General features: G+C 74.7%; 20 protein-coding genes. 11 read left to right on the forward strand and 9 right to left on the reverse strand.

What is annotated here, in order from left to right; translation table 11 throughout:
* Nucleotides 1-7 precede the first annotated feature (7 nt).
* Entirely contained in the window at nucleotides 8-2,122 is a 2,115-nt protein-coding gene (locus QOZ89_RS34730; protein ID WP_312628030.1) for a glycosyltransferase family 39 protein, read from the forward strand.
* 289 nt (nucleotides 2,123-2,411) lie between these two features.
* On the opposite strand, the gene QOZ89_RS34735 is transcribed toward QOZ89_RS34730, so the two are convergent.
* Nucleotides 2,412-4,094: a glycosyltransferase gene (locus QOZ89_RS34735; RefSeq protein WP_312628004.1), complete on the reverse strand. Its 1,683-nt coding sequence runs from the start codon at nucleotides 4,092-4,094 to the stop codon at nucleotides 2,412-2,414.
* 655 nt (nucleotides 4,095-4,749) lie between these two features.
* On the opposite strand from QOZ89_RS34735, the gene QOZ89_RS34740 reads away from it, so the two are divergent.
* Together QOZ89_RS34740 and QOZ89_RS34745 are read left to right on the forward strand one after the other, a co-directional pair.
* Nucleotides 4,750-6,588: a glycosyltransferase family 39 protein gene (locus QOZ89_RS34740; protein ID WP_312628006.1), complete on the forward strand. Its 1,839-nt coding sequence runs from the start codon at nucleotides 4,750-4,752 to the stop codon at nucleotides 6,586-6,588.
* Nucleotides 6,585-8,189: a hypothetical protein gene (locus QOZ89_RS34745; RefSeq protein WP_312628008.1), complete on the forward strand. Its 1,605-nt coding sequence runs from the start codon at nucleotides 6,585-6,587 to the stop codon at nucleotides 8,187-8,189. Before QOZ89_RS34740 ends, QOZ89_RS34745 begins: the two co-directional genes overlap by 4 nt.
* Before the next feature lie 57 nt (nucleotides 8,190-8,246).
* Here the strand turns inward: QOZ89_RS34745 and QOZ89_RS34750 are convergent, their stop codons facing one another.
* The 3 genes from QOZ89_RS34750 to QOZ89_RS34760 all read right to left on the reverse strand — a co-directional run bounded on the left by QOZ89_RS34750 (nucleotide 8,247) and on the right by QOZ89_RS34760 (nucleotide 9,941).
* Nucleotides 8,247-8,441: a DUF5703 family protein gene (locus tag QOZ89_RS34750; RefSeq protein ID WP_007518323.1), complete on the reverse strand. Its 195-nt coding sequence runs from the start codon at nucleotides 8,439-8,441 to the stop codon at nucleotides 8,247-8,249.
* A 332-nt stretch (nucleotides 8,442-8,773) separates the two neighbouring features.
* Nucleotides 8,774-9,520: a maleylpyruvate isomerase family mycothiol-dependent enzyme gene (locus QOZ89_RS34755; RefSeq protein WP_071050409.1), complete on the reverse strand. Its 747-nt coding sequence runs from the start codon at nucleotides 9,518-9,520 to the stop codon at nucleotides 8,774-8,776.
* 127 nt (nucleotides 9,521-9,647) lie between these two features.
* The gene (locus QOZ89_RS34760) at nucleotides 9,648-9,941 is read right to left on the reverse strand and encodes a helix-turn-helix domain-containing protein (RefSeq protein ID WP_071050433.1); all 294 of its coding nucleotides are present in this window, start codon (nucleotides 9,939-9,941) and stop codon (nucleotides 9,648-9,650) included.
* Nucleotides 9,942-10,110: 169 nt separating this feature from the next.
* On the opposite strand from QOZ89_RS34760, the gene map reads away from it, so the two are divergent.
* The 5 genes from map to QOZ89_RS34785 all read left to right on the forward strand — a co-directional run bounded on the left by map (nucleotide 10,111) and on the right by QOZ89_RS34785 (nucleotide 15,599).
* Complete coding sequence (gene map / locus QOZ89_RS34765) at nucleotides 10,111-10,878, forward strand: type I methionyl aminopeptidase (RefSeq protein WP_071050432.1); 768 nt, start codon at nucleotides 10,111-10,113, stop codon at nucleotides 10,876-10,878.
* Between the two features lie 68 nt (nucleotides 10,879-10,946).
* A complete protein-coding gene (locus tag QOZ89_RS34770) occupies nucleotides 10,947-11,495 on the forward strand; it encodes a PadR family transcriptional regulator (RefSeq protein WP_071050408.1) in 549 nt (182 codons plus the stop codon).
* A complete protein-coding gene (locus tag QOZ89_RS34775) occupies nucleotides 11,492-12,289 on the forward strand; it encodes an ABC transporter ATP-binding protein (RefSeq protein WP_312628014.1) in 798 nt (265 codons plus the stop codon). The genes QOZ89_RS34770 and QOZ89_RS34775 overlap by 4 nt, the downstream gene beginning before the upstream one ends.
* The gene (locus tag QOZ89_RS34780; protein WP_312628016.1) at nucleotides 12,286-14,775 is read left to right on the forward strand and encodes an FtsX-like permease family protein; all 2,490 of its coding nucleotides are present in this window, start codon (nucleotides 12,286-12,288) and stop codon (nucleotides 14,773-14,775) included. The genes QOZ89_RS34775 and QOZ89_RS34780 overlap by 4 nt, the downstream gene beginning before the upstream one ends.
* Before the next feature lie 380 nt (nucleotides 14,776-15,155).
* Nucleotides 15,156-15,599 (forward strand): CBS domain-containing protein, encoded by a 444-nt coding sequence (locus tag QOZ89_RS34785; RefSeq protein ID WP_071050406.1) that lies wholly within the window; start codon nucleotides 15,156-15,158, stop codon nucleotides 15,597-15,599.
* A 338-nt stretch (nucleotides 15,600-15,937) separates the two neighbouring features.
* Here QOZ89_RS34785 and QOZ89_RS34790 read toward each other — a convergent pair whose 3' ends face one another.
* The gene (locus QOZ89_RS34790) at nucleotides 15,938-16,285 is read right to left on the reverse strand and encodes a TfoX/Sxy family protein (RefSeq protein ID WP_071050405.1); all 348 of its coding nucleotides are present in this window, start codon (nucleotides 16,283-16,285) and stop codon (nucleotides 15,938-15,940) included.
* A gap of 150 nt (nucleotides 16,286-16,435) precedes the next feature.
* Between QOZ89_RS34790 and QOZ89_RS34795 the strand changes: the two genes are divergently transcribed.
* Nucleotides 16,436-17,398 (forward strand): zinc-binding dehydrogenase, encoded by a 963-nt coding sequence (locus tag QOZ89_RS34795; protein WP_312628020.1) that lies wholly within the window; start codon nucleotides 16,436-16,438, stop codon nucleotides 17,396-17,398.
* Between the two features lie 49 nt (nucleotides 17,399-17,447).
* Here QOZ89_RS34795 and QOZ89_RS34800 read toward each other — a convergent pair whose 3' ends face one another.
* Nucleotides 17,448-17,582 (reverse strand): hypothetical protein, encoded by a 135-nt coding sequence (locus QOZ89_RS34800; RefSeq protein ID WP_274536568.1) that lies wholly within the window; start codon nucleotides 17,580-17,582, stop codon nucleotides 17,448-17,450.
* Nucleotides 17,583-17,693: 111 nt separating this feature from the next.
* Between QOZ89_RS34800 and QOZ89_RS47775 the strand changes: the two genes are divergently transcribed.
* On the forward strand, nucleotides 17,694-18,071 hold the full coding sequence (locus QOZ89_RS47775; protein WP_071050396.1) for a ClpX C4-type zinc finger protein: 378 nt from the start codon (nucleotides 17,694-17,696) through the stop codon (nucleotides 18,069-18,071).
* Between the two features lie 79 nt (nucleotides 18,072-18,150).
* Here the strand turns inward: QOZ89_RS47775 and QOZ89_RS34810 are convergent, their stop codons facing one another.
* Nucleotides 18,151-19,185 (reverse strand): phosphotransferase, encoded by a 1,035-nt coding sequence (locus QOZ89_RS34810; RefSeq protein ID WP_071050395.1) that lies wholly within the window; start codon nucleotides 19,183-19,185, stop codon nucleotides 18,151-18,153.
* A 203-nt stretch (nucleotides 19,186-19,388) separates the two neighbouring features.
* Here QOZ89_RS34810 and QOZ89_RS34815 point away from each other — a divergent pair, with 203 nt between their 5' ends.
* Nucleotides 19,389-19,856, forward strand: coding sequence for a DUF1203 domain-containing protein (locus QOZ89_RS34815; protein ID WP_312628022.1), 468 nt, complete (start codon nucleotides 19,389-19,391; stop codon nucleotides 19,854-19,856).
* Nucleotides 19,857-19,915: 59 nt separating this feature from the next.
* On the opposite strand, the gene QOZ89_RS34820 is transcribed toward QOZ89_RS34815, so the two are convergent.
* A complete protein-coding gene (locus QOZ89_RS34820; RefSeq protein ID WP_312628024.1) occupies nucleotides 19,916-20,179 on the reverse strand; it encodes a YdeI/OmpD-associated family protein in 264 nt (87 codons plus the stop codon).
* 80 nt (nucleotides 20,180-20,259) lie between these two features.
* A complete protein-coding gene (locus QOZ89_RS34825) occupies nucleotides 20,260-21,114 on the reverse strand; it encodes a class I SAM-dependent methyltransferase (RefSeq protein ID WP_312628026.1) in 855 nt (284 codons plus the stop codon).
* Nucleotides 21,115-21,394: the final 280 nt, after the last annotated feature.

Raw genomic sequence — 21,394 nt, forward strand, 5'->3', positions numbered from 1 at the left:
CTGGCGCATGGTCCGGCGGGCCGCGGGCGACACCAGACCAACCGGAACCGGCCGGGGATGGCGGCCTCGTTGGTCTATCCCGGGCCTCGGTAGCGTCCGTGGGGTGAACATCGACCCATCCGCCAGCCCGACCGTGTACCCGTCGGGCGACGACACCTCGATGGCGGCACCAGCCCCGCCGGAGCTGACCGCCGCGGCCGTCCCCGCGCAGGCGTCGATCCACCCACCCGCGGACACCGTGGCGACGGCCACCGTCCCGCGCCAGGCGCCGCCGGTCGACCCCGGCCCGCCGCGCCACCGGGAACCCGCGCCGTCGGCCGCCCCCTCCGTCCCGGCCGCCGGCGTCCGGGAGCCGGCCCCGACGGCGGGCCCCGCGCAGACAGGCTCCCTCTTGGCTGTCACGGCCCCCGAGAGCGATACGGACAGCCCGGCGGACGGCGCGCCGGGCGGGACCGCCGGCGGAGACCCGGCCGCCGGCGCCGGAGGACCGCTGGGCGTCGCCCACCGCGTCGGCCTGTGGCTGGTGGCGCTCTGGGCGAGGCTGCGCGACCGGGCACGGCGAAGCCCGCTGGCCGCGCGGGTGGGCGGACGGCTGCCGCTCGTGCTCATCGCGGCCGCGGTGCTGGTCGGCGGGGTGCTGCGCTTCGCGACGACAAGCCACCTGTGGCTCGACGAGTCGCTCACCGTCGAGATCGCGCACCGGCCGGTCGGCGGCCTGCTCTCGGCGCTGCGCCACGACGGCGCGCCGCCGCTGTACTACCTGCTGCTGCACGTGTGGATCAAGATGTTCGGCGACGGGGACGTCGCCGTGCGGTCGCTGTCCGGGGTGCTGTCGCTCGGGACCCTGCCGCTGGCGTGGGCCGCCGGCGCCCGGGTGGGCACGCTCGCCGCCGCGTACGGCAACGGCGACGAGGCCACGCCGCGCCGGGTCGCCCGGGCGACGCTGCTGCTGTTCGCCTGCTCCCCGTACGCGATCCGCTACGGCAGCGAGACCCGGATGTACTCGATGGTCGTCCTGCTGGTGCTCGCGTTCGGGCTCGCGCTCGTCCGGTCGCTGGACCGTTCGTCGCCGTGGCGGCTGGCATTACTGACGCTCGCGACGGCGGCCCTGGTCTACACCCACTACTGGACGTTCCTGCTGATCTTCACGGTGGCGGCGTTCCTGCTGCTGCAGTCGCGGCGCCGTCCCCGCTACCGCCGCCCAGCGCTGCGCGCGTTCGCCGCGATGGCGGCCTCCGCCGTGCTGTTCGCCCCGTGGATGCCGTCGTTCCTGTTCCAGATGCTGCACACCGGGACGCCGTGGGCGCCGCGGGTGCAGGCGCAGGTGCTGCTGGACACGGTGTTCGACTGGGCCGGCCCGCAGTCGACGGGGGCGCTGCTGGGCCTGGTGCTGCTCGGCGGGGCGCTCATCGGCCTGACCGGCCGCCCGAGCGGCCGCGAGCTGGTCGTGAAGCCGTCCGGGCGGATGCCGGGCCGCTACCTGGCCGCGGTGTGGCTCGCGCCGCTGACGCTGGCCTACGTGGTGAACATGTTCGGCGGCAGCGCGTACGCGGAGCGTTACACCGGAATCTCGCTGCCCGCCTGCCTGATGCTCGCGGCGCTGGGTGTGTCGATCCTGCCGTCGAAGCGCTGGCGCAGCGGGGTGCTGATCGTCGCCTCGCTCGCGGGCCTCGTCGGTGGCTACCAGCTGGCCCGGACCGAGCGCACCCAGGCGAGCGAGATAGCGGCGGAGATCGCCAAGCAGGCCAGGCCGGGCGACGTCGTCGCGTTCTGCCCCGACCAACTCGGCCCCGCCGTGTACCGGGCGCTCACCCGCCTAGGCGAGACCGACCTGCGCGAGGTCGCCTACGCGGACTCCACCGGCCCGGCGCTCGTCGACTGGGTCGACTACGCCGCACGGATGCAGCAGGCCAACAGCGACGAGTTCGCCCGCTCCCTGAACACGCTCGCCGGCCCCGACCACGCGATCTTCCTGGTCGGAGCCGACGGCTACCGGTTCCTCGAGGGCTCGTGCAGCCTGGTCTCCGAGCAGCTCGGCGTCCGCCGCGACCGCAGCGTCCTCGTCAACAAGAAGCCCCTGTACGAGGGCGCCTGGCTGGAACGCTTCACCACCCTGCGATAGGGCGCCGCCTGCGGGAAGGTCGCTTGCGCGACCGCCCGCGGCGGCGCCTGTCGGGCGCTGAGCGCCCTCCCGGCCTGGTTTCGGGGCTGAGGTGTACGGCCGGGGCCGGCGTGGGGCGGGGTCCAGAGATGGGTCGCGTTGGCAGTGCGCCGATGCGCTGTCACGGCTGGTGGCCGAGTTGCGTTGTCTAGGACGGGTGCGCCCGACGGGGCCTCTTGACAGTCAGAGCCGTGCGACGTCTGACGGGTGCGCCCGACGGGGCCTCCTGGCAGTGAGAGCCGTGCGACGTCTACGGGCTGGCCTGAGTAGGCTCGGTGGCCGGCCGGGGCGGGGCCAGTGTGGTGGCGATGGCCAGGACCAGGAGGGCCATCGGCAGGGTGTAGTGGTTGAAGAACGACTGCTTGTTCAGCTCGACCACGGTCAGCAGGACCAGCGCGCCGCCGGCGGAGAAGCCGGCCGCGTCGCCCCGCGCCCGCCAGGCGAGCAGGTAGGCCGCCACCAGCGCCACCGCGGTCGTCCCGAAGCCGAGGTTGACGCCGAAGTGGTGCGCCCAGCCGGTCACCGACAGCGAGTGGTCGAGCACCGAGTAGCCGAGATTGGTCCGCACGGCGTCATGGAAGAACGCGCCCGGGTCGTCGAGCACCCACGGCGCCACGAACGCGAGACCGAGCCCGCAGGCCGCTGCGGCGCGCCGCCGGCCGAACGCGGGCCACGCCGCCGCCACCGGGACCAGCAGGACGACGTGCTGCTTGCTCGCCAGCGCCACGGCGAACGCGACGACCGCGAGCACCCCCCGGCCACCGCACGCCGCCCACACCATCACGGCCAGGCAGGCGACCAGCAACGGCTCCGTCCAGGACTGCTCCAGCGCGTAGCAGGACTCCGGGAAGACCAGCACCAGCAGCGGGACGACGGGCACCCACGGCGCCTCTCGCCGGCCGAGCGCCCGGACGGCGTAGACCGCGACGACGAGCGCGGCGAGCAGCCCGTAGCGGACGTCGCCGAGCAGGAGCCGGAACGGGGCGAGCAGCACCGAGGTGGCCGGCAGGTAGGGGTAGACGTCGACGAGCCCGCCGTGCAGGTCGCCGGGCCGGCCGGTCAGCCACACCTGGTGGTACATGTTCACGCCGTCGGGGAGCCCGCGCGCGGACGCCTGGAGCAGGTGGAACACGTCGATCTGGGGGTCGGGCGCGGCGAGCACCGTCGCCACCCCCGCGGCGGCCGCGAGGGCGACCACGGCGTCGAAGACGCGGTGGCCGCGCAGCGCGCCAAGCCCCCAGGTCGGGGCCGGCGGCCAGGGTTCCGGGCGCGCGGCGAGCAGGCCCGCGGCGACGCCGGCCGCGGCGAGCAGGCCCGCGGCGATCGAGCACCAGTCGGCGAGCTCGGCGAACCCGCCGGAGCCGTAGTAACGGGGGTGGCGCAGCACCGGCCCGAGGCCCACCACCAGGGCGACGGCGGCCCACGTCACCCGCCACGACAGCCATGGCGTCGACCGGCCGAGCCGGCGGGCGGCGAGCCGCACGGGCCGGCCGAGCCAGCTCGCCGGGCCCTGGCTGCCGCCCAGCAGGGCGACCGTGACCGCCGCCACTCCCCAGCCGACGAGCACCGCCGACATCGCCCAGCCACCGTAGCGGCCGTCCTTCGCCGCGATCCCGACCGCGAGCGCGCACCACGCGGCCACCAGCCCCGCGACCGGCCTCGTGACCGCCGCCGGCTCGGACGACCGCCCCGGCGGCGCCACCTCGGGCGTCTGGGCGCCGCCACCGAACTGGCCGACAGCGGTGGGCCCGTCCCCCGGCGCCGGCGGGCCCGTCGTCGCGACGTCGGTGGCGTTGGCGGCCCCGGCCCCGGCAGCGGCGCTGGTCTCGACGCCGCCGCTCACGCCGCCGCTCACGTCGGTGCCGACGGCCTCGGCGGCCGGCATGCCGCCGGCCACGTCACCGCGACCCGCGCCGGGGATGTCAGCCGTCATGCCGGCTCCGGCGGGCCGCGGGCTGAAGCCCCCGGGCCACGCGGAGGGTGACGACGCGCGCATCGCGGACGGGTGAGGCCATGACCGCACCTTGCCAGACCACGCCCAGACGGGCCCAGACGGGCCCGGACGGCGGTCCGCCGCACCGCGGCCGTCCACCTAGCGGGGCGCCGGCGCGGCGGCCGCGGTGCGGCGGACCGCGCGACGCGGCGATCGACCCGTGGCGATGAGACGATCACCACTGGTACGCAAGGGAAGGCGAGATGGACCGGTGGACAGACGGCGCAAGGGGCGAACCGGTACGCCCCGACAGCCCGTGAAAGACTGGGCGCGCACGCCGGCCGGCGGCCGGCGGCGCCACCTTGCCTGCCCCTCGACGGCGGGCCTCGGGCCTCGGTAGAGCCACTGCCGGGCGCAGCATGGCGCCGCTGGAGGCCACGGCGGCACCACAGCGGACCAGGGCACGCAGGGTCCAAAGGCAGCGGACCGACAAACGAAGGCAGCAGACGGACAACAGCGAGAGTGCCGTGAAACACCCTCCTGCTGGCACGGAAGCCGGGACGGGACCACAGATGGACCCGCCCGCCCCGCGGTGGGAGTGGAAGGTCTCGGGTGGCTCAGGCCCCCCGACGAACAGGGACGGAGAGGACAGACCGTGACGGACGTCGCGGTCCGGCCGGCGGAGCGCATCCCCGAGCCGGTCGACACGCCGGGGCCGCGCCCCGGGCGCGCGGATCGGATCTACCAGGCCGTGATGCTGCTGATCCTGGCGGTCGCGGTCGTGGTGCGGTTCACCGCCCGCCAGGACCTGTGGCTCGACGAGGCGCAGAGCGTCGCGATCGCCAAGATGCCGCTGACGGGCAACGGCCCGACCATGTTCACCGGCCTGCGCGAGGACGGCTCGCCGCCGCTCTACTACCTGATCCTGCACGCCTGGATCAGCCTGTTCGGTGCCGGCAACTCGGCGGTGCGGGCGCTGTCGGCGATCATCAACCTGGTCGCCGTCTGGCCGCTGTACCTGCTGGCGCGCCGGGTCGTCGGGCAGCGGGCCGCCCAGCTCGCGGTGGTCTTCTACATCACCTCGCCGTTCGCGCTGCGCTTCGCGACCGAGACCCGGATGTACAGCCTGATCGTGCTGCTGACCGCGCTCGGGGGCCTGGCTATCGAGCGGGCGCTGCGCAAGCCCACGGCGCTGTCGGTGGTCTACGTGGCGCTCGCGGCCGGCTCGCTCGCGCTCACCCACTACTGGTGCCTCTACCTGCTGCTGACGGTCGGCGGCTGGCTGGTCCTGCTGTGGTGGCGCCCGAAGCTCCTGTTCGGCCACGCCGACCGGGCCAGCGCCGGGCGGCCGGACGACGGCCCGTCCGTCGACCCGGCCACCCAGGACGCCGTTGACGAGGGCCTGGCTGTCGCGGGCCTGCCGGCGGGCAGCGTCGCCGCCGACCCGCCCTCGCTGCCCGGGACCGGCGCCGCGGCCGCGAAGGCCGCGCGCCACTCGGCCGCCGGTGCCGCGGCGCGCACTGCCGCCGCCGCGGCCGCCCGGCCGCGGTTCCCCGCCGCCGGGCGGCGCGGGGCGTTCGCCGCGGCCCTCGGGATCGTCTGCGGGGCGATCGTGTTCTCCCCGTGGCTCAGCGAGTTCCGCTTCCAGTCGGCGCACACCGGCACGCCGTGGGGCGAGCCCGCGACCTACGCGGCCATCTCGCACGCCTACGGCCAGTGGGCCGGCGGCCCGTCGACCGTGGGCCGGATCCTGCTGCTGTTCATCACCTGCCTGGTCGCGCTCGGCATCGCCGGGCGGGGCCTCGGCGGCCGGTTCGTCCTGATCGACCTGCGCGGCGGGGAACCGGGGCGCACCCTGTTCCTGCTGTCCACGATGACGCTGCTGGTCGCCGTCACGGCCGGCAAGGTCGTCGGCAACGCCTGGGCCGACCGGTACACGGCGACGGCGTTCGTGCCGTTCCTGCTGGTCGTCGGCCTCGGCGCGACGGTCGTACGCCACAAGCGGTTCGTCCAGTGCACCGTCGCGGTCTGCGCTCTGGCCGGGGTGATCGGCGGCTACACCGACGTCCAGATGCAGCGCACGCAGGCCACCGACGTGGCGTCGATCCTCAAGCGGGAGGCCAAGCCCGGCGACCTCCTGCTGATCTGCCCCGACCAGCTCGGCCCCGGCTTGGCCCGCACGATCCCGGCCGGTCTCAAGGTCCACCTCGTGCCGACGTGGGGGCCGCCGGACCGGGTCAACTGGGTCGACTACGAGGAGCGCAACAAGGCCGCCGACGGCGTCAAGCTCGCGGAGCGGGCGCTGGCGGAGGCAGGCAAGGACCACACGATCTTCATGGCCGACTCCGGTGGCTACCGGACCTACGAGACGCTCTGCCTACAGATCCAGACCGAGATCCAGAACAAGCGGCCGAAACCCAGCCTGGAGATGGAGCAGGGCAAGCCGGCTGAGGTGTACGAGAACTACCAGCTCGTCCGGTTCCCACCCGCATGACCGACACGCCGGATGATGGGCGGGCGGCCGGGTCACGACCGCCCGCCAGGTCCCCGTCCTCTGGCGAGGAGACCGCGCCGGGGCTGGACGCCTCCCCCGCGAGACTCGCCGGGGCGGTGCCAGCCGCGGCCGGCACCGCCCCGGCGGAGCCGGCCGGCGGGCGGCTCGCCCTGACGGCGGGCGCCGCCACCAGGGCCGCCCCGTCGAGCGCGGGCGACGTGGGTGCCGCCGACTTCCCGGATCGGGACGGGGCCGGCGACGCGGCCGGGCCCCGGTTCGAGGCGTACGGGCCCGCGGCGGCACGGCCGGTGGAGCGGCGGGGCCCCGGCGCGCACCGGGCGATGCGCCGGGACGCCGAGCGGTCCGGCCGCTACACCGACGACATCGACAACATGCTGGTCGTGCTCGCCGACCCGGCGGCCGCCCGCGGCAGCTCCGGTGCCCGGCAGCGGTTCGGCCTGTCCGACGGCGTCGCTCCCGATGTCGCCCGCGGCGGACGGCTCGCCCGCTGGTACGTGCCCGAGGCCGCCGCCGCCTGGGTGGCCGGCCGGGTCGTCGTCGCGGCGGCGCTCGGCCTCGTCCACTTCCTGGCCGGCTCGGTCGCCGACAACGGCGGCAGGCTCGACCACTCCGGCCTGCTCGGCTGGGACGCCGGCTGGTACGAGAGCATCGCGTCCCACGGCTACGGCGGCGCCGGTGAGGAGAGCCGCCGGTTCTTCCCGCTGCTGCCGCTGCTGGTGCGCGGCCTGTGCGCGCTGCCCGGCCTCGCGGGGCGCCAGGACGCGGTGCTGCTGGTGGTCGTCAACGCGCTGGCGTTCGCGCTCACCGTCCTGCTCGCCCGGCTGGCCCGGGCCGAGGGGTTCCCGGACCCGGCGATCCGCCGGGTGATCTGGCTGTCGGCGCTGGCCCCGCCCGCGTTCGTGCTGGCGATGGGCTACGCCGAGGCGCCCGCGATGCTGCTCGCGATCGGGGCGTTCCTGGCCGCCCGCTCCGGGCGGTTCGGGCTGGCCACGCTCGCGGGGCTCCTCAGCGGGCTGTGCCGGCCGCTGGGCTTGCTGCTGGTCGCGCCGATGGCGATCGAGGCGGCCCGCGGGCCGCGCTCGGCCAGCCCACGCTGGTGGCTGCCGCGCCTTGGCGCGGTCGTCGCCCCGGCCGCCGGCGCCGCGATCTACGTGGCCTGGTCCGCGGCGACGTACCACGACGGCCTGGCGCCGCTGACCATGCAGCGCGACGCGGCCCGCCACGGCGCCGCAGGCAACCCGCTGTCGGTGCTGTGGGACGCGGCACAGGGCACGATCCACGGCGAGGTCGGCACGGGGCTGCACGTGCCGTGGCTGCTGGTGGCGCTGGTCGCGCTGGTGCTGATGACCCGGCTGCTGCCGGCGAGCTATTCGGTTTGGTGCGCGCTGGTGCTGCTCACCGTGTTCACCGGCTCGAACCTGGACTCCTCGGAGCGCTACGTGTTCGGCGCGTTCCCGTTCGTCCTGGTCGCGGCGCTCGCGCTCGGCCGGCGCACCGTCTGGCCGTTCGCCCTGGCGGCCTCGGCCACGCTGATGACGGTCTACGCCACGCTGGCGTTCACGCTGGCATACGTGCCTTAGTCAGTGCCGGGCCGGGCCTGTGCCCGGCCCGGCGGCTCCACCTCGGGCGAGGTCCGGTCAGGTCGGGAGGTAGCCGGGCAGGCTGCCCGGCCGTCGGCGGCGGCGCAGCACCACGCGCCGCGAGCCGTCGGGGAGCAGCCGCAGCCGCTCGAGCTCCCAGCCTCCGAACTCGGCATGCATGGTCAGGACCGTCTGCGCCGTCCGCCGGTCCGTCCACGGCGGCAGGTACAGCCGCTGGTACTCCAGCTCCATGTGTCGACACGGTAACGGCCAGGTAGATCTCGAGGGTACGTTTCGCGGTGACTTGAGGCCGCGGTGGCACGTCCCACCCCGTGGCATCGCGCAGGTCACAGACCCGGTAGCGGCGCGTCGCGCGATGGTCCACGCACCCGCCTTATCTGGTCACTCTCCGCGCCCAGCCCGCGCATTTGCCTTGGCGCGGACCGTGACCGGACCCTCCGGCTTACACATCAAGATTCTTTTTCGGGTGCGGCCCGGCCGTCAACAGCGTGGACAACGCTGTAAGTCCCACCGCCGCCGCGCAATCTGTGGTCGACCACGGTGTCTCAGGGCACGGGCGCGGGTCAGAGCGCGTAGGTACGCAGGAGGTCCAGAACGCGGGGGGCGTCGGGGCCGTGCGTCACCAGCCCCGAGGACTCGGGGGCGAGACGGCGAGCGGCGACGCGGCAGAAGGCACCGGCCGGGCCGCTGACCACGCAGGCGGCGTCGGCCGGGCCGTACTCCCAGCGGGTGACACCGTCCGGGGCGGTCAGCTCGCAACGGACCGCCGGCGCCCGCTCACCGGCGGACGCGAACGCGTACGGCAGCGTGCGGTGCGCGAGCCAGGCGACGTGGCGGAGCCGGTCGGTGTCCGGGAACGGGATCGCGAGCGGCTCGGTGATGTCCAGGCCGTGCGCCCAGTGCTCGGTGAGCCGGGTCGTGGCGAGCGCCGCCGGTCGCAGCGGGGCCGCCACCCACGTGACCGGCGTGTCCGGGTCGGCCCGGCGCAGCACCTCGAGGGCGGCGGTCCTGGCCGCGCGCCAGCGGGCGTATACCTGGGTGGGATCCGCCCGCTCGCGGCTCACCCAGGCGTCCATCGCCTCGTCCACCGAGGTGGTCTCGTCGACCCCGCCGACGGACCGGAGGGCGCCGGCCGGGCCGGCGGCGATGGTCTCGACCACCGTCTCGTCGGTCTGGGCCAGGTGGAGCACGACGTCGGCGACGCTCCAGCCGGCCGCCGCCGAGGGTGCCGCCCAGGACGCCTGGTCGAGGCCGCCGAGGATCCGGTCGAGGTCGTCCAGCTCGGCTTCCAGATCGTCGAAGATCCGCATGCGCGAAGCCTAGGCTCCGGCGCCGCCGCCGCGCCGGAACGTCACCAGCCGGACAGCGCCGAACGCCGCCCTGCCCGCCGGTCCGCGGCGTCGGCCGGCGCCTGGCCACGACGCGGGTGCGCCGGGGTCAGGCGGACATGCGGCTGGCGACGTAGTCGAGGGCGTCGGCGACGCCGCTGGGACTGGCGCAGGCCGCGGCGATCTCGTCGAGCGAGATGCCGAGGACGGTGGCGAGCGCGGCGACGGTGAAGAACGCGGGTGTCGGGATCCGGCCGGACTCGATCTTCCGGATGGTCTCGGCCGACACGCCGGCGAGCTCGGCGACGCGCACCATGCTGCGCTCGCCGCGGGCGGCCCGCAGCAGCGCCCCGAGCCGTTCGCCCCGCGCGCGCTCATGGCTGGTCAGCGGTGTCCGCACCATGCGCAGCATCCTAGTCCCGTGATAATAATACCGGGATAGTTATTGGGGTCGTTAACCGCGTCGTTGCGCGGACCGGGACCACACAGGGGCGAGATCGGGCCAAGACCCGGACCAGCCGGACCAGACGAGCCGGAATGGCGGCGCACGGCCCGGGATGGAGGAGATGAGCATGGTCGAGCTGAAGTCACCGGCGGCGATCGCGGCGATGCGGGCGGCGGGGCAGGTGGTCGCGCGGGCGCTGGGGGCGGCCCGGGCGGCCGCGCACGTCGGCGCCAGCCTGCTGGAGCTGGACGAGGCCGCGGCGCGCGTGCTCGCCGACGCGGGCGCGACGTCGACGTTCAAGGGCTACCTGCCCTCGTTCGCTCCGACCCCGTTCCCGGCGGTGCTCTGCGCGTCCGTCAACGACGTGATCGTGCACGGCATCCCGGACGGCTACCGGCTGCGCGACGGCGACCTGGTCAGCATCGACTGCGGCGCCGAGCTCGCCGGCTGGACCGGCGACGCCGCGACCAGCTTCACCGTCGGCACCGCGCACCCGGCGGACCTGCGCCTGATCGCCGCCGCCGAGGAGGCGCTGGCCGCCGGCATCGCGGCCGCGCGCCCGGGCGGCCGGGTCGGCGACATCTCGCACGCGGTCGGCCGGGTCTGCCGGCGGGAGCGCTACGGCATACCCGAGGGGTTCGGCGGGCACGGCATCGGCCGGCGGATGCACGAGGACCCCCACGTCGCCAACGACGGCCCGCCCGGCCGCGGCTTCCCGCTGCGCCCCGGCCTGGTGCTCGCGATCGAGCCGATGCTGCTCGCCGGCGGCCGGGACCGTTATCGCACCGACCCGGACGGCTGGTCGCTGCGTACCACCGACGGCAGCCGCGCCGCCCACGTCGAGCACACGGTCGCCATCACCGACGACGGGCCCCGCGTCCTCACCCTCCCCTGACCGCCCTCCCCCGACGACCGAAGCATGGGTATACATGGCATGTATACATGCCATGTATAGTCCTGCGCATGTCGATCGGCCACACGCTGCTCGGGCTGCTGGAAGCCGGGCCGCGCCATGGGTACGACCTCAAGCGCAGCTACGACGAACGGTTCGGGCACGATCGGCCGCTGCACTACGGGCAGGTGTACGCGACGCTGTCGCGGCTGCTGAAGAACGGCCTGGTCGAGGTCGACGGCGTGACGCCCGGCGACGGGCCGGACCGTAAGCGCTACGCGATCACCGAGGCGGGCGTCACGGACGTCGAGCACTGGCTCACCCAGCCGGAGAGGCCGGACCTGTACCTGCACAGCGGGCTGTACACCAAGCTGGTCGTCGCCCTGCTCACCGGGCGCAGCGCCACCGACGTCCTCGACCGGCAGCGCGCCGAGCACCTCACGGCGATGCGCACGCTCACCCGCCGCAAGACCGGCGGCGACCTCGCCGACCAGCTCGTCTGCGACCACGCACTGTTCCATCTGGAGGCCGACCTGCGCTTCCTGGAGCTGACCGCCGCCCGGCTGGACGCGCTCCGGAACGCGATCCGGTCGCCCCAGGCCGAGGAGGCCCGGCCATGACCCCCCGCGACCCGTCCGCCCGCGCCGTGGCGGCGTCCGCGGCGTCCGCGGCGTCGGCCGGCGCGCCAGGCACGGGGCCGGCCAGGGTGGGCCTGGCCGGGCCGGCGGACCCCTCGGGAACGTCAGGCGCCCTGCTCGCCGCCGTGGAGCTGCGCAAGAGGTTTGGGGCGACGCCGGCGCTCGACGGGGCGAGCCTGCGCGTCGACGCGGGCGAGATCGTCGCGCTGATGGGGCCGAGCGGCTCGGGCAAGTCGACGCTGCTGCACTGCCTGGCCGGCATCATCGGCCCCGACGCCGGCGAGGTCCACTACGGGACGCGGCGGCTGTCGGCGATGTCGGAGGCGGGGGGGGGCGGGCCGCGGCGGGGGGGGGGGGGGGGGGGGGTGAGGAGGGGGCAGCCCGTCCCCCCCCGCACCACCGCGGAGAACGTCGCGCTGCCGCTGCGTCTCGGCGGGGTCGGCCGCCGCGCGGCCCGCGAGCGCGCGCGGGCGCAGCTGGCGCGGCTCGGCGTCGACGACGTCGCCGGCAAGCGGCCCGGCGAGGTGTCCGGCGGGCAGGGCCAGCGGGTCGCCGTCGCCAGGGCGCTCGTCACCGAGCCAAGGGTGATCTTCGCGGACGAGCCGACCGGGGCGCTGGACTCGCTCAACGGCGAGGAGGTGATGCGCCTGCTCACCCAGGCCGCCCGGGAGGCGGCCACGGCGGTCGTGCTCGTCACCCACGACGCCCGGGTCGCGGCCTACTCCGACCGGGAGGTCGTCGTCCGCGACGGCCGGACCAGGTCGCTGGCCGGATGAACGCCCCCGTCGTGACCAGGACCACCGCGACCACCACTGGGGCCGCGGCCGGGCGCAGGGCCCGCGCGTCGCTCGCGCAGCTGCTGCTGGGGGCGCGTCTCACCCTGGCCGGCGGGCCGTCGGCGTGGCTGCGCACCGCGATGACGGGCGTGGGCGTCGGGCTCGGTGTCGCGCTGCTGCTGGTCGCGGCGTCCACGCCCGCGATCCTCGGCGCCCGCGACGACCGGCGCGCCGACCGTGACCCGTCGTCCTACCTCGTCGGAGGACCGCTCGCCCCCAGCGACACCACCGTCGTGGCGGAGCCGTACGAGACCACCACGCACGGCCAGGTGGTCGTCGGGCTGGTGGTGCGGCCGGACGGGGCGCACCCGCCGGTGCCACCGGGCCTGTCCGCCCTGCCCGGCCCCGGTCAGATGATGGTGTCCCCCGCGCTCGCCCGGCTGCTCGACGGGCCACGCGGCGCGCTGCTCGCCGCGCGGCTGCCCTTCGAGCGGGTCGGCGTTATCGGCGCGGCGGGGCTCGCCGGTCCCCACGAGCTGTACGTCTACATCGGGGAGCCGCGGGATCGGCGGCCGGACGCCGCGCCGGGTAGCGGCCAGGGGTTCCGGATCGACCATTTCGGCGCCCCCCAGCGGGACGCGTCGGTGCCGGCCGTGCTGACGATGCTCATCATCGTGATCGTCGCCGTGCTGCTGCTGCCGATCGGCGCGTTCACGGCGGCCGCCGTCCGGTTCGGGTCGCAGGCGCGTGACCGGCAGCTGGCCGCGGTCCGGCTCGTCGGCGCCGACCCGGGGATGGCGCGGCGGATCGCGGCCGGTGGGGCGTTGGCGGGCGCGCTCGCGGGCTGCGCCGCCGGCGTGGCGCTGTTCGCCGCCGGGCGCCCGCTGGCGCAGCGCGTCACGCTGTTCGGCAGTGGCGTGTTCGCGGGCGACATCCGGCCGAGCCCGGCACTCGCCGCGCTGGTCCTCGTCGCGGTGCCGGCGAGCGCGGTCGCGATCACCCTGTTCTCCCTGCGCCGGGTGGTGATCGAGCCGCTCGGCGTGGTGCGCCTCGCCCCGACGACGAGGCGGCGGCTGTGGTGGCGGCTGGCGATGCCCGCGGTCGGCATCGCCTTGCTGCTGCCCCTGCACGCGGGCGGCGAGGAGGTCTTCGGCCGGGGGAAGCAGGCCCAGCTCGCCGCCGGCGTCGTGCTGGTCCTGGTCGGGGTGACCGTCCTGCTGCCGTGGGTGCTCGACGCGGCCGTGCGCCGGCTCGGCCCCGGCCCGCTGGCCTGGCAGCTGGCGGTGCGCCGGCTGCAGCTGGACAGCGCGACGACCGTGCGGGCGGTCGCGGCCGTGGCGGTCGCCGTCACCGGCGCCATCGCGCTGCAGATGGTCTTCTCCGTCGCCGAGGACCGGTTCACCCGCCGCGTCAGCTTCGGCCCGGGCGGCGAGAGTCCTGGCGTGACCAGGCTGATGGTCGAGACCGGCTCCCCCGGCTCGACCGCCGCCGACCTGGGGCGGGCACTGGCGTCCGTGCCCGCGGCGCGCCAGGTGTGGGCGTGGGCCTCGGGCGGGATGACGACCGTCGCCCCGATCGGCGGCGACCAGGCGAACAGCCAGCTGTCCGCGACCCTGGCGGTCGCCGACTGCGCCTCTCTGAGGCGGCTCGCCACCCTGCCCAGCTGCGCCGACGGCGACACCTTCCTCGCGGTCCCGGGCGCCTCCTCGAGCGGCGGCGCGCCGCCCGTGATCAGCCCCGAGCAGCTCGCCGACCCGACAGCCCGCACGCCGTCGGCCGCCGCCCTGCCGGGTCCCGGCACCCAGGTGCGCGCGGGCGGTTACCTGGCCGGCCTGTCCGACGCGGGCCGCGCCTGGGTGATCCCCGCCGGGGCGGGCGTCGTCGCCACCCGTCCGGACGCGCCGGTCAGCACGCTCGTGCTGACCACCCCGCGCGCCGTCGGCCCGGAGCTCCTCGACACGCTGGTCCCCTACGGCTACATCGACGTCGACCGCGATGAGCCGGACGCCTACGACAAGGTCGCGGTGGCCGCCGCCCGGGTCGACCCGCTGGCGCATGTCCTGGGATTCGAGCGCACGGTCGTCGACCCGATCTTCGGCCAGATCCGGATGTCGATGTATGTCGGGATCGCCGCGGTGCTCGGCATGGTCGGCGCGAGCCTGCTGGTGACCATGGTCGAGCAGCTGCGGGAGCGGCGCCGGGTGCTGGCGGTGCTGGTGGCGTTCGGCGCCAGGCGGCGCACCCTGGCGGCGTCCGTCCTCTGGCAGGCGGGGGTGCCGATGGTGCTCGGGGTGGCGCTCGCGGTCGGCCTGGGGATGGGGCTCGGCGCGGCGCTGTTGCGGATGGTCGGCCTGCCGCCGAGCTTCGACTGGGCGAACATCGCGACCATCTCGGTCGCGACCGCCGCCGTCGTCCTCGGCACGACGGCGGCGAGCCTGCCCGTGCTCTACCGCCTCATGCGCCCGGACGGCCTGCGTACGGAGTAGTTCGGTCTTTCGTCGCCGCCGCGGATCACAGTGACCGCGGGTGAGATCACACCGCGCGGGGCCGCGTAGAGCGATCAACGTCCCGGGGGGCGGGGCTTGTGAGCGGGGCGAGCGGGTATGCAGGTGGCGGCCAGCCGGCCCGCCGCGCCTCGGTCATCCCAGGGATGGCCTGCCCGGGGCGCAGGTCCTCACCGGCGTCTCGGCGACGGGCAGCCGGCGGCCGACCGGCGCTGTCGACCGACACAAGGGCGGCCCCGGGGCGCGGCCAACGGCGACCGTGCCCGCGCCGGCCGGCCGGCCATCCGAGTGGCCCCGTGCGAGGACGCGGCTGGGAACGGTGCTCGCGTCCGCGGTGACCACGCGTCAACGAGAGGACCGTGATGACGACGACCGCACGCGAGATCATGCATCCCGACGCCACCTGCATCGGCGCGAGCCAGACGCTCCAGGACGCCGCCCGCAAGATGCGCGACCTGGGTGTCGGCGCGCTGCCGATCTGCGGCGAGGACGACCGGCTGCAGGGGATCATCACCGACCGCGACATCGTGGTGCGCTGTGTCGCGGCCGGCTCCGACCCGGCGACGACACCCGCGAGCCAGCTCGCCCAGGGCAAGCCGTTCTACGTCGACGCGGGCGCCGACGTGGACGAGGTCCTGCAGCGCATGAGCGAGCACCGCATCCAGCGGATGCCGGTCATCGAGGACCACCGCCTGGTCGGGATGATCAGCGAGGCCGACCTGGCCAGCTGCGGCAAGCTCAGCGAGTCCCAGATCAGCCACCTCGTCGAGGCGGTGAAGTCCGGCCCCGCGGACCGCGTCGGCTGACCGTGTCTCTGGTTCGCTCCGTCCGGGCGGCGCGCTCCGGCCCCTTCCTTGCTTCGCGGCGGAAGGGACCTCCGCGCGCCGTCCTCCTCCGCTCACGTGCGCTCCGGCGACCTCCGCTGCGGTCCAACCCACTTCGCTTCGCTCGTGGGCCGGGCCTCCGCGGAGGCACGCCTGCGCGCCAGCGCGGTCACCTGCCGCGCAACGCACCAACCCGAAGCCGTGGCACACGCATAGCTGACACCTCGCTCGCTCGTGAACGGGCCTCCGCGGAGGCACGCCTACGCGCCGCATGGTCACCCGCCGCCGCACAGCGGCGATCCCACGCGGCACCCCTGGGGCTATCTCGCTTTGCTGCTGCCGCCCGCGGGCAGGGTGGCGGTGAACCGGACGCCCAGGTCGACCCACTCGATGAGCGCGTCGGTGTCGGCGAGGGCCTCCGGGTCGACGAGCACCCAGCCAGTCATCGCCCGGCCGCGCATCTCGAACGGCCCGACCCCGTCCTGGATCAGCGCGGCCGGGTAGGCGTCCGGACCCACCCGCAGCATCAGCCCTCGGCTCATCACCGCGCAGATCATTTTCCCGTCGAGCAGGAACGCCAGCCCGCTGAACATCCGCTTCTCGGATAGCCCCGGCCGCGGCCCGAGCACGTCCCTGACCCGCTCCGCGAGCTCCACATCGAACGCCATCGCCGCACCTCCGAGCCGTGACCACCCTGCCCCCGACGCGGATTGTCACGGACACCACCGACAATTCGACTGGGGTGGGATTGACCTCATGCCCACTGCAGGTTGTGAACTGGCTAGGGCGTACGGCGGGCGAGAGCGGAGGAGCACGGCATGCGGGTGGTGTACCTGACCAGGTTCGGCGGTCCGGAGGTCCTGGTCACCGGGACGGCGCCCGAGCCCGTCGCCGGGCCCAGACAGGTCGTCATCGAGGTCGAGGCGGTGAATGTGACCTTCCTCGACACGCTCATCCGGTCCGGCAACGCCCCCGGCCCGCTCCCGGTCAGCCCGCCGATGATCCCGGGCAACGGTGTCGGCGGCGTCGTGACCGCGCTCGGCCCGGACGTCGACCCCGCCCTCAAGGGCCTGCGGGTGGTGGCCAGCACGGGCGGCTTCGGCGGCTATGCCGAGCGCGCCGCCGTCGCCGTCGACAACCTGGCCGAGGTGCCGGGCGGTCTCGGCGTCGAGGCGGCGACCGCCGTGCTCGCCGACGGGCGCACCGCGACCTGGCTGGTCGCGGCGACGGCGGTCACGCCCGGCGACCGCGTGCTCGTCGACGGCGCCGCCGGTGGGGTCGGCTCGATGCTCGTCCAGCTCGCCCGCGCCGCCGGCGCGACCGTCGTCGCCGCGGCGGGCGGCGCCCGCAAGGTGGCGCTCGCCCGCGAGCTGGGCGCCCAGGTCGGTGTCGACTACCTCGACCCCGCCTGGCCGGACCAGGTCCGGGCCGAGACCGGCGGCGTCGACGTCCTCCTCGACGGCGTCGGCGGCGAGGTCGGCCGCGCGGCCGTCGACCTGCTCGTCCCCGGCGGCCGGATGATCTCCTACGGGTTGACCAGCGGCTCCTGGGCAAGCGTCCCCGACGAGGCGGCCGCGGCGCGGGGCATCACGGTCGTCCGCGACCGGCCGGGCCCGCGGGACAACCACCGCCACCTCCGGTCGGCGCTCGCCGCGGCCGCGGCCGGCCGGCTGCGCCCGCTGATCGGCCAGCGTTTCCCCCTGGAGGAGGCCGCGGCCGCGCACGCGGCCATCGCCGCCCGCGCCACCGTCGGCAAGACCCTCCTCACAGTCGGCTCCTGAAACCGACTCCTGACGCCGGCGATGGAGAGCTCGGCTTCGGTTCCGGATCTCAGGACGCGGGCGGCCCGGGGCGGATGAGCTGGTCGAGGTGGTAGTTCAGCAGCGTGATCGCGGCCCGCGACGGCCTCATGTCGGCCATGACGCTGCCGCCGAGGCCGGCTGCCAGGGCCATTGTCCAAGTCATGATCTCGTTTGCGGAACATCCTCCGCGAAGCGGTTGTCGGGCGACGCGGCGGCGGTTCGGGTCCGTCAGGGCAACCTTGACGATGCTGGCCGTCAAGATTAGCCTGACGCCATGGCGACTACACGGACCCCGGTGCCAGGCGAGGGCCGGCTGGAGAAGTTGTGCTGCTCGTTCTGCGGCAAGGACAAGGCCGTGGTGACCAAGCTGGTGGCCGGCCCAGGTGTCTACATCTGCAACGAGTGTGTGGACCTGTGCAACACGATCATCGCCGACGAACCCGCGCCCGCGTTCGGCGCGTGGGACGAGCGGCCGGACGACGACCTGCTGGCCGGCCTGGCCAAGGTTCAGGCGGTTGTGGCCCACGCCGATGCCGCCGTCCATGACTACGTGGACGTCCTACGCGGCCGGGGAATCAGCTGGACCCGGATCGGAGCGGCGCTCGGCGTGTCCAAGCAGGCGGCCTGGGAGCGGTTCTCCGGCGAGGACTGACGGTCGTGGGTACGGGAGACGACGGATCGCTCCGGCGCTCCCCTCCGCCCGTTATCTCGCCGCCGAGCCGGCAGCCACGTCATGGTCGTCGCGTGGGCAGCGGTCGCAGCGCGGGCCAGCGAGTGAGGATGGTGTCGCGCATGGTCGCGGCGAGCTGTCCCAGTCCTTCCAGCTCGCCACCGTGAGCGGCCAACTGGCTGAGGACTCCGAGGCGATGGGTGAGCCGCTGGCGGGCCGTCGCCGTGCCCCAACGCCAGTCACGGCCTGGGATCCTGGCCAGGTGGTCAGCGGTCCCACGCCGGGCCCGCTCGACCAGCGCATCGCCTCGTAGCAGCCAGCCGGCACACGCGTCGACGAGATCGCCGGAGAGATCGAGACCGGTCTCCTGGCGCCATGCCGCGCGGTAGGCGGCCTCCGCCGCTTCTAGCGATGGCCGCGGCGGGGCGGTGACGCACCAGCAGGTCGGGAACCCGATGCGCAGGTAGGCGAGCTCGATCAGCCCGTCGCCCAGCGCCGCCTGTTCGAAATCGATGAACCTGACACCGCCGCTGGTGTGCATGTCATTGCCCGGGCAGGGGTCGCCGTGCAGCAGGGCACTGCCCGGCGAGCGGGCCAGACGGTTCACGACGTCGTCCAGCTCGGTGCGAACTCCGGCGGGCACGGTGACGCCGAGCGCCTCGGCAAGTCGGAGGAAGGAGTCGACGTCGTCATGGGTCGGGCCGGACCAGGCCGGCAGGGCGCCCGTGTCCTCGGCTCCTGTCGAAGCGTGCAGCCGGGCCAACGCTTCGGCGTAGTCGACCACCCAGTCCTCGCGCGGGCGCCGATGTTCCAGATATTCCAGGACCAGGACTCGCTCGTCCGGATCGGTACCGAGCAGCATCGGCGCCACGGGCGGGTCAGCGCGGGCCGCGAGCTTCAGCGCGGCCACCTCGCGGGCGTATCTCTCGGTGGCCTCCGGCGCGTCGATGAGCTGCTTGACCACTACGGGTGTGCCGGACAGTTCCACCCGCCACACCCGCGATCGCGGGCTGCTACCCAGCCGGCGGGCCCGCCGAGGCGAGCCCAGCTCGGCCCACAGCCTCTCCCCCACCGGCAACGGCGACGCCAACCACATGGACCCCATCCTGGCGAGTGGGGGCGGCGCACCGCCAAGACGCCCTGTGACCCGGCCAACCGAACTGCCACAAGTTCGGACGCACTCTCGTAACCCCGGTGTAGCCGTGGCTGGCAGGCACCGGAACCGTGACGTGACCCGCTCGGAAGCGAGATGGCGAAAACCCGCCAGACACGCCGGGCCGTCGACCGAATCATCGAGGCATGACCACGATCACCACCGCCTACCGCCTCCAGCCGATCGATCCTGGCGAGGCCGACCGGCTGCGTGCCACCAACCCGGACGCGCCGGTGTACACCGTCGACGCCTATCCGGGCTACCCGTGCCGGCAGTGCCTGCGGGACGCGGCCGTCGGCGAGGAGGTGGTCCTCGTGTCGCACGACCCGTTCACGGCCGACAGCCCGTACCGCTCGGCGAGCCCCATCTTTCTGCACCGCGCCCCCTGCGATCCCCCGCAGGACCCGCACGCCCTCCCGACGCAGCTCACCGGCCGGCAACTGTCTGTCCGCGCCTTCGACGGAGACGCGATGATGACCGACGCAGCCGTGATCGCGGGCACCGACCTCGCCGCGACACTCGATCGCTTCTTCGCCCAAGAGGCGTGCGACCACGTCCACGTGCACAACGCGAGCCGTGGCTGCTGGGCGACCCGCGTCGACCGCACTCATTGACCGCGACGAGCGCCCGCCCGCCGGACCGCGGCATTCGTGGTGCCGGACGAGGGCACCGGTCAGGAAACCGCATCCCCGACGAACTCGAGCAGGGCCTTCCACACGCGCGGCCGCTGGATCGCCTTGTCGAGTGTTCCATGGAATGCGTGGTAGGCCGTCACGTCAGCTCGCGAGCGTCGCTCGCTGGCTCTTCTCGGCTTGGCTACCCAGCGGATGTACATCGACCGAACCTCGGGAGCCTGCTCCTCCCACTGCGGCCACGCGTCCGCGCGGCTGAGCGTCTCGAACAACTCGTCCGGCACCGAGGTCCGATCATCTTCCACGACAGCGATAATCCATCAATGTCGGAGTGGTCGAGTGTCATGTACATGACTGAGCCCACCGGGACCCGCTGGGCCGCCCGCTACGCCGCCGCCTTGGTCGCCCTGAACGTCGCGGTCGTGAAGGAGACCTGGATCTGGCCGTCCGTGAGGGTCGGGCCGAAACCGGTGGGCGAGCCGCCGGCGAGCTCGGCGCGCAGGTCGGCGTAGACGGCGTCCCGGTCGGCCACGTCGGTGAGGATCCGTTCGAGGGGAAGGCTCCCGGGGCCCACGACCTCGTCGTGCTCCAGCTCGCCGAGCTCCGACCGCAGCAGTTCCGCCAGCTCCGGGTAGAGCAGTGCGCTGGCGTGCGACGGGTCCATCTTGCGGTGGAGCGCGTCGAACGGCTCGCGCAGCTCGGCGCTGGGCGCGATCATGTCGGAGATCGCCACAGCCCCGCCCGGCCGGCACACCCGGACCATCTCGGCGACCGGCGCGCCGGGCCGCGGGAAGTGGTGCAGCGCCGCCCGGGACAGAACCAGGTCGAAGGAGCCGTCCAGGAACGGGAGCGCGCTGGCGTTGCCCTCCTGCAGGAGCACGTTCGTGATGCCCGCCACGGCCAGCCGCTCGGCGGCGAGGCGCAGCAGCGGGCCGGTCAGGTCGATGCCGACGACCTGCCGCACATGTGGGGCGACCTGTTCGGCGAGATGGCCCGCCCCGCAGGCCAGGTCGAGAACGATCATGTCGGAGTGTAACGGGCCGAGCCACGGCGGCGGCGGTGCCGCCTGAGGAGCGGCGAAGACCGCGGTCTCGCCGCTGAACAGCCGGGTCTGCTGGCCGAAGGACCGCCGCACAGTGGCGTCGTGGGCGGAGGCGGGCTCGTGGGCGGAGGCGGGCTCGTGGTCGGAGGTGGGCTCGTGCGCGGCGTCGCCTGTGCCGGCACCGGAGGTTTCGCTCATACTCTGAGGTGTACCGCTTCCCGAACGTGTCCGTCTCTGCACGTTCGGTCGCGAATCATGCTCAAACGGCCAGGCTGACTGCGCCCGGGCCGGACCCGCCTCCCACCCGGTCATCGAGCGGCAGGCGGCGAGCTACTCCGGCCCGTCAGCCGACCGCCGCACAGCCACTCGCGTGGCGACGCACGGCAGCCTGACCGGCGGTGGGCCGGAGCCGACGCCGGGGCCGGGGCGGGGGCCCGGAACCCCCCCCCCGCCCCCGCCCCGGGGTGGGCGGCACAAA

The sequence above is a fragment of the Pseudofrankia coriaricola genome (assembly GCF_032027725.1).
Classification (GTDB): domain Bacteria; phylum Actinomycetota; class Actinomycetes; order Frankiales; family Frankiaceae; genus Pseudofrankia.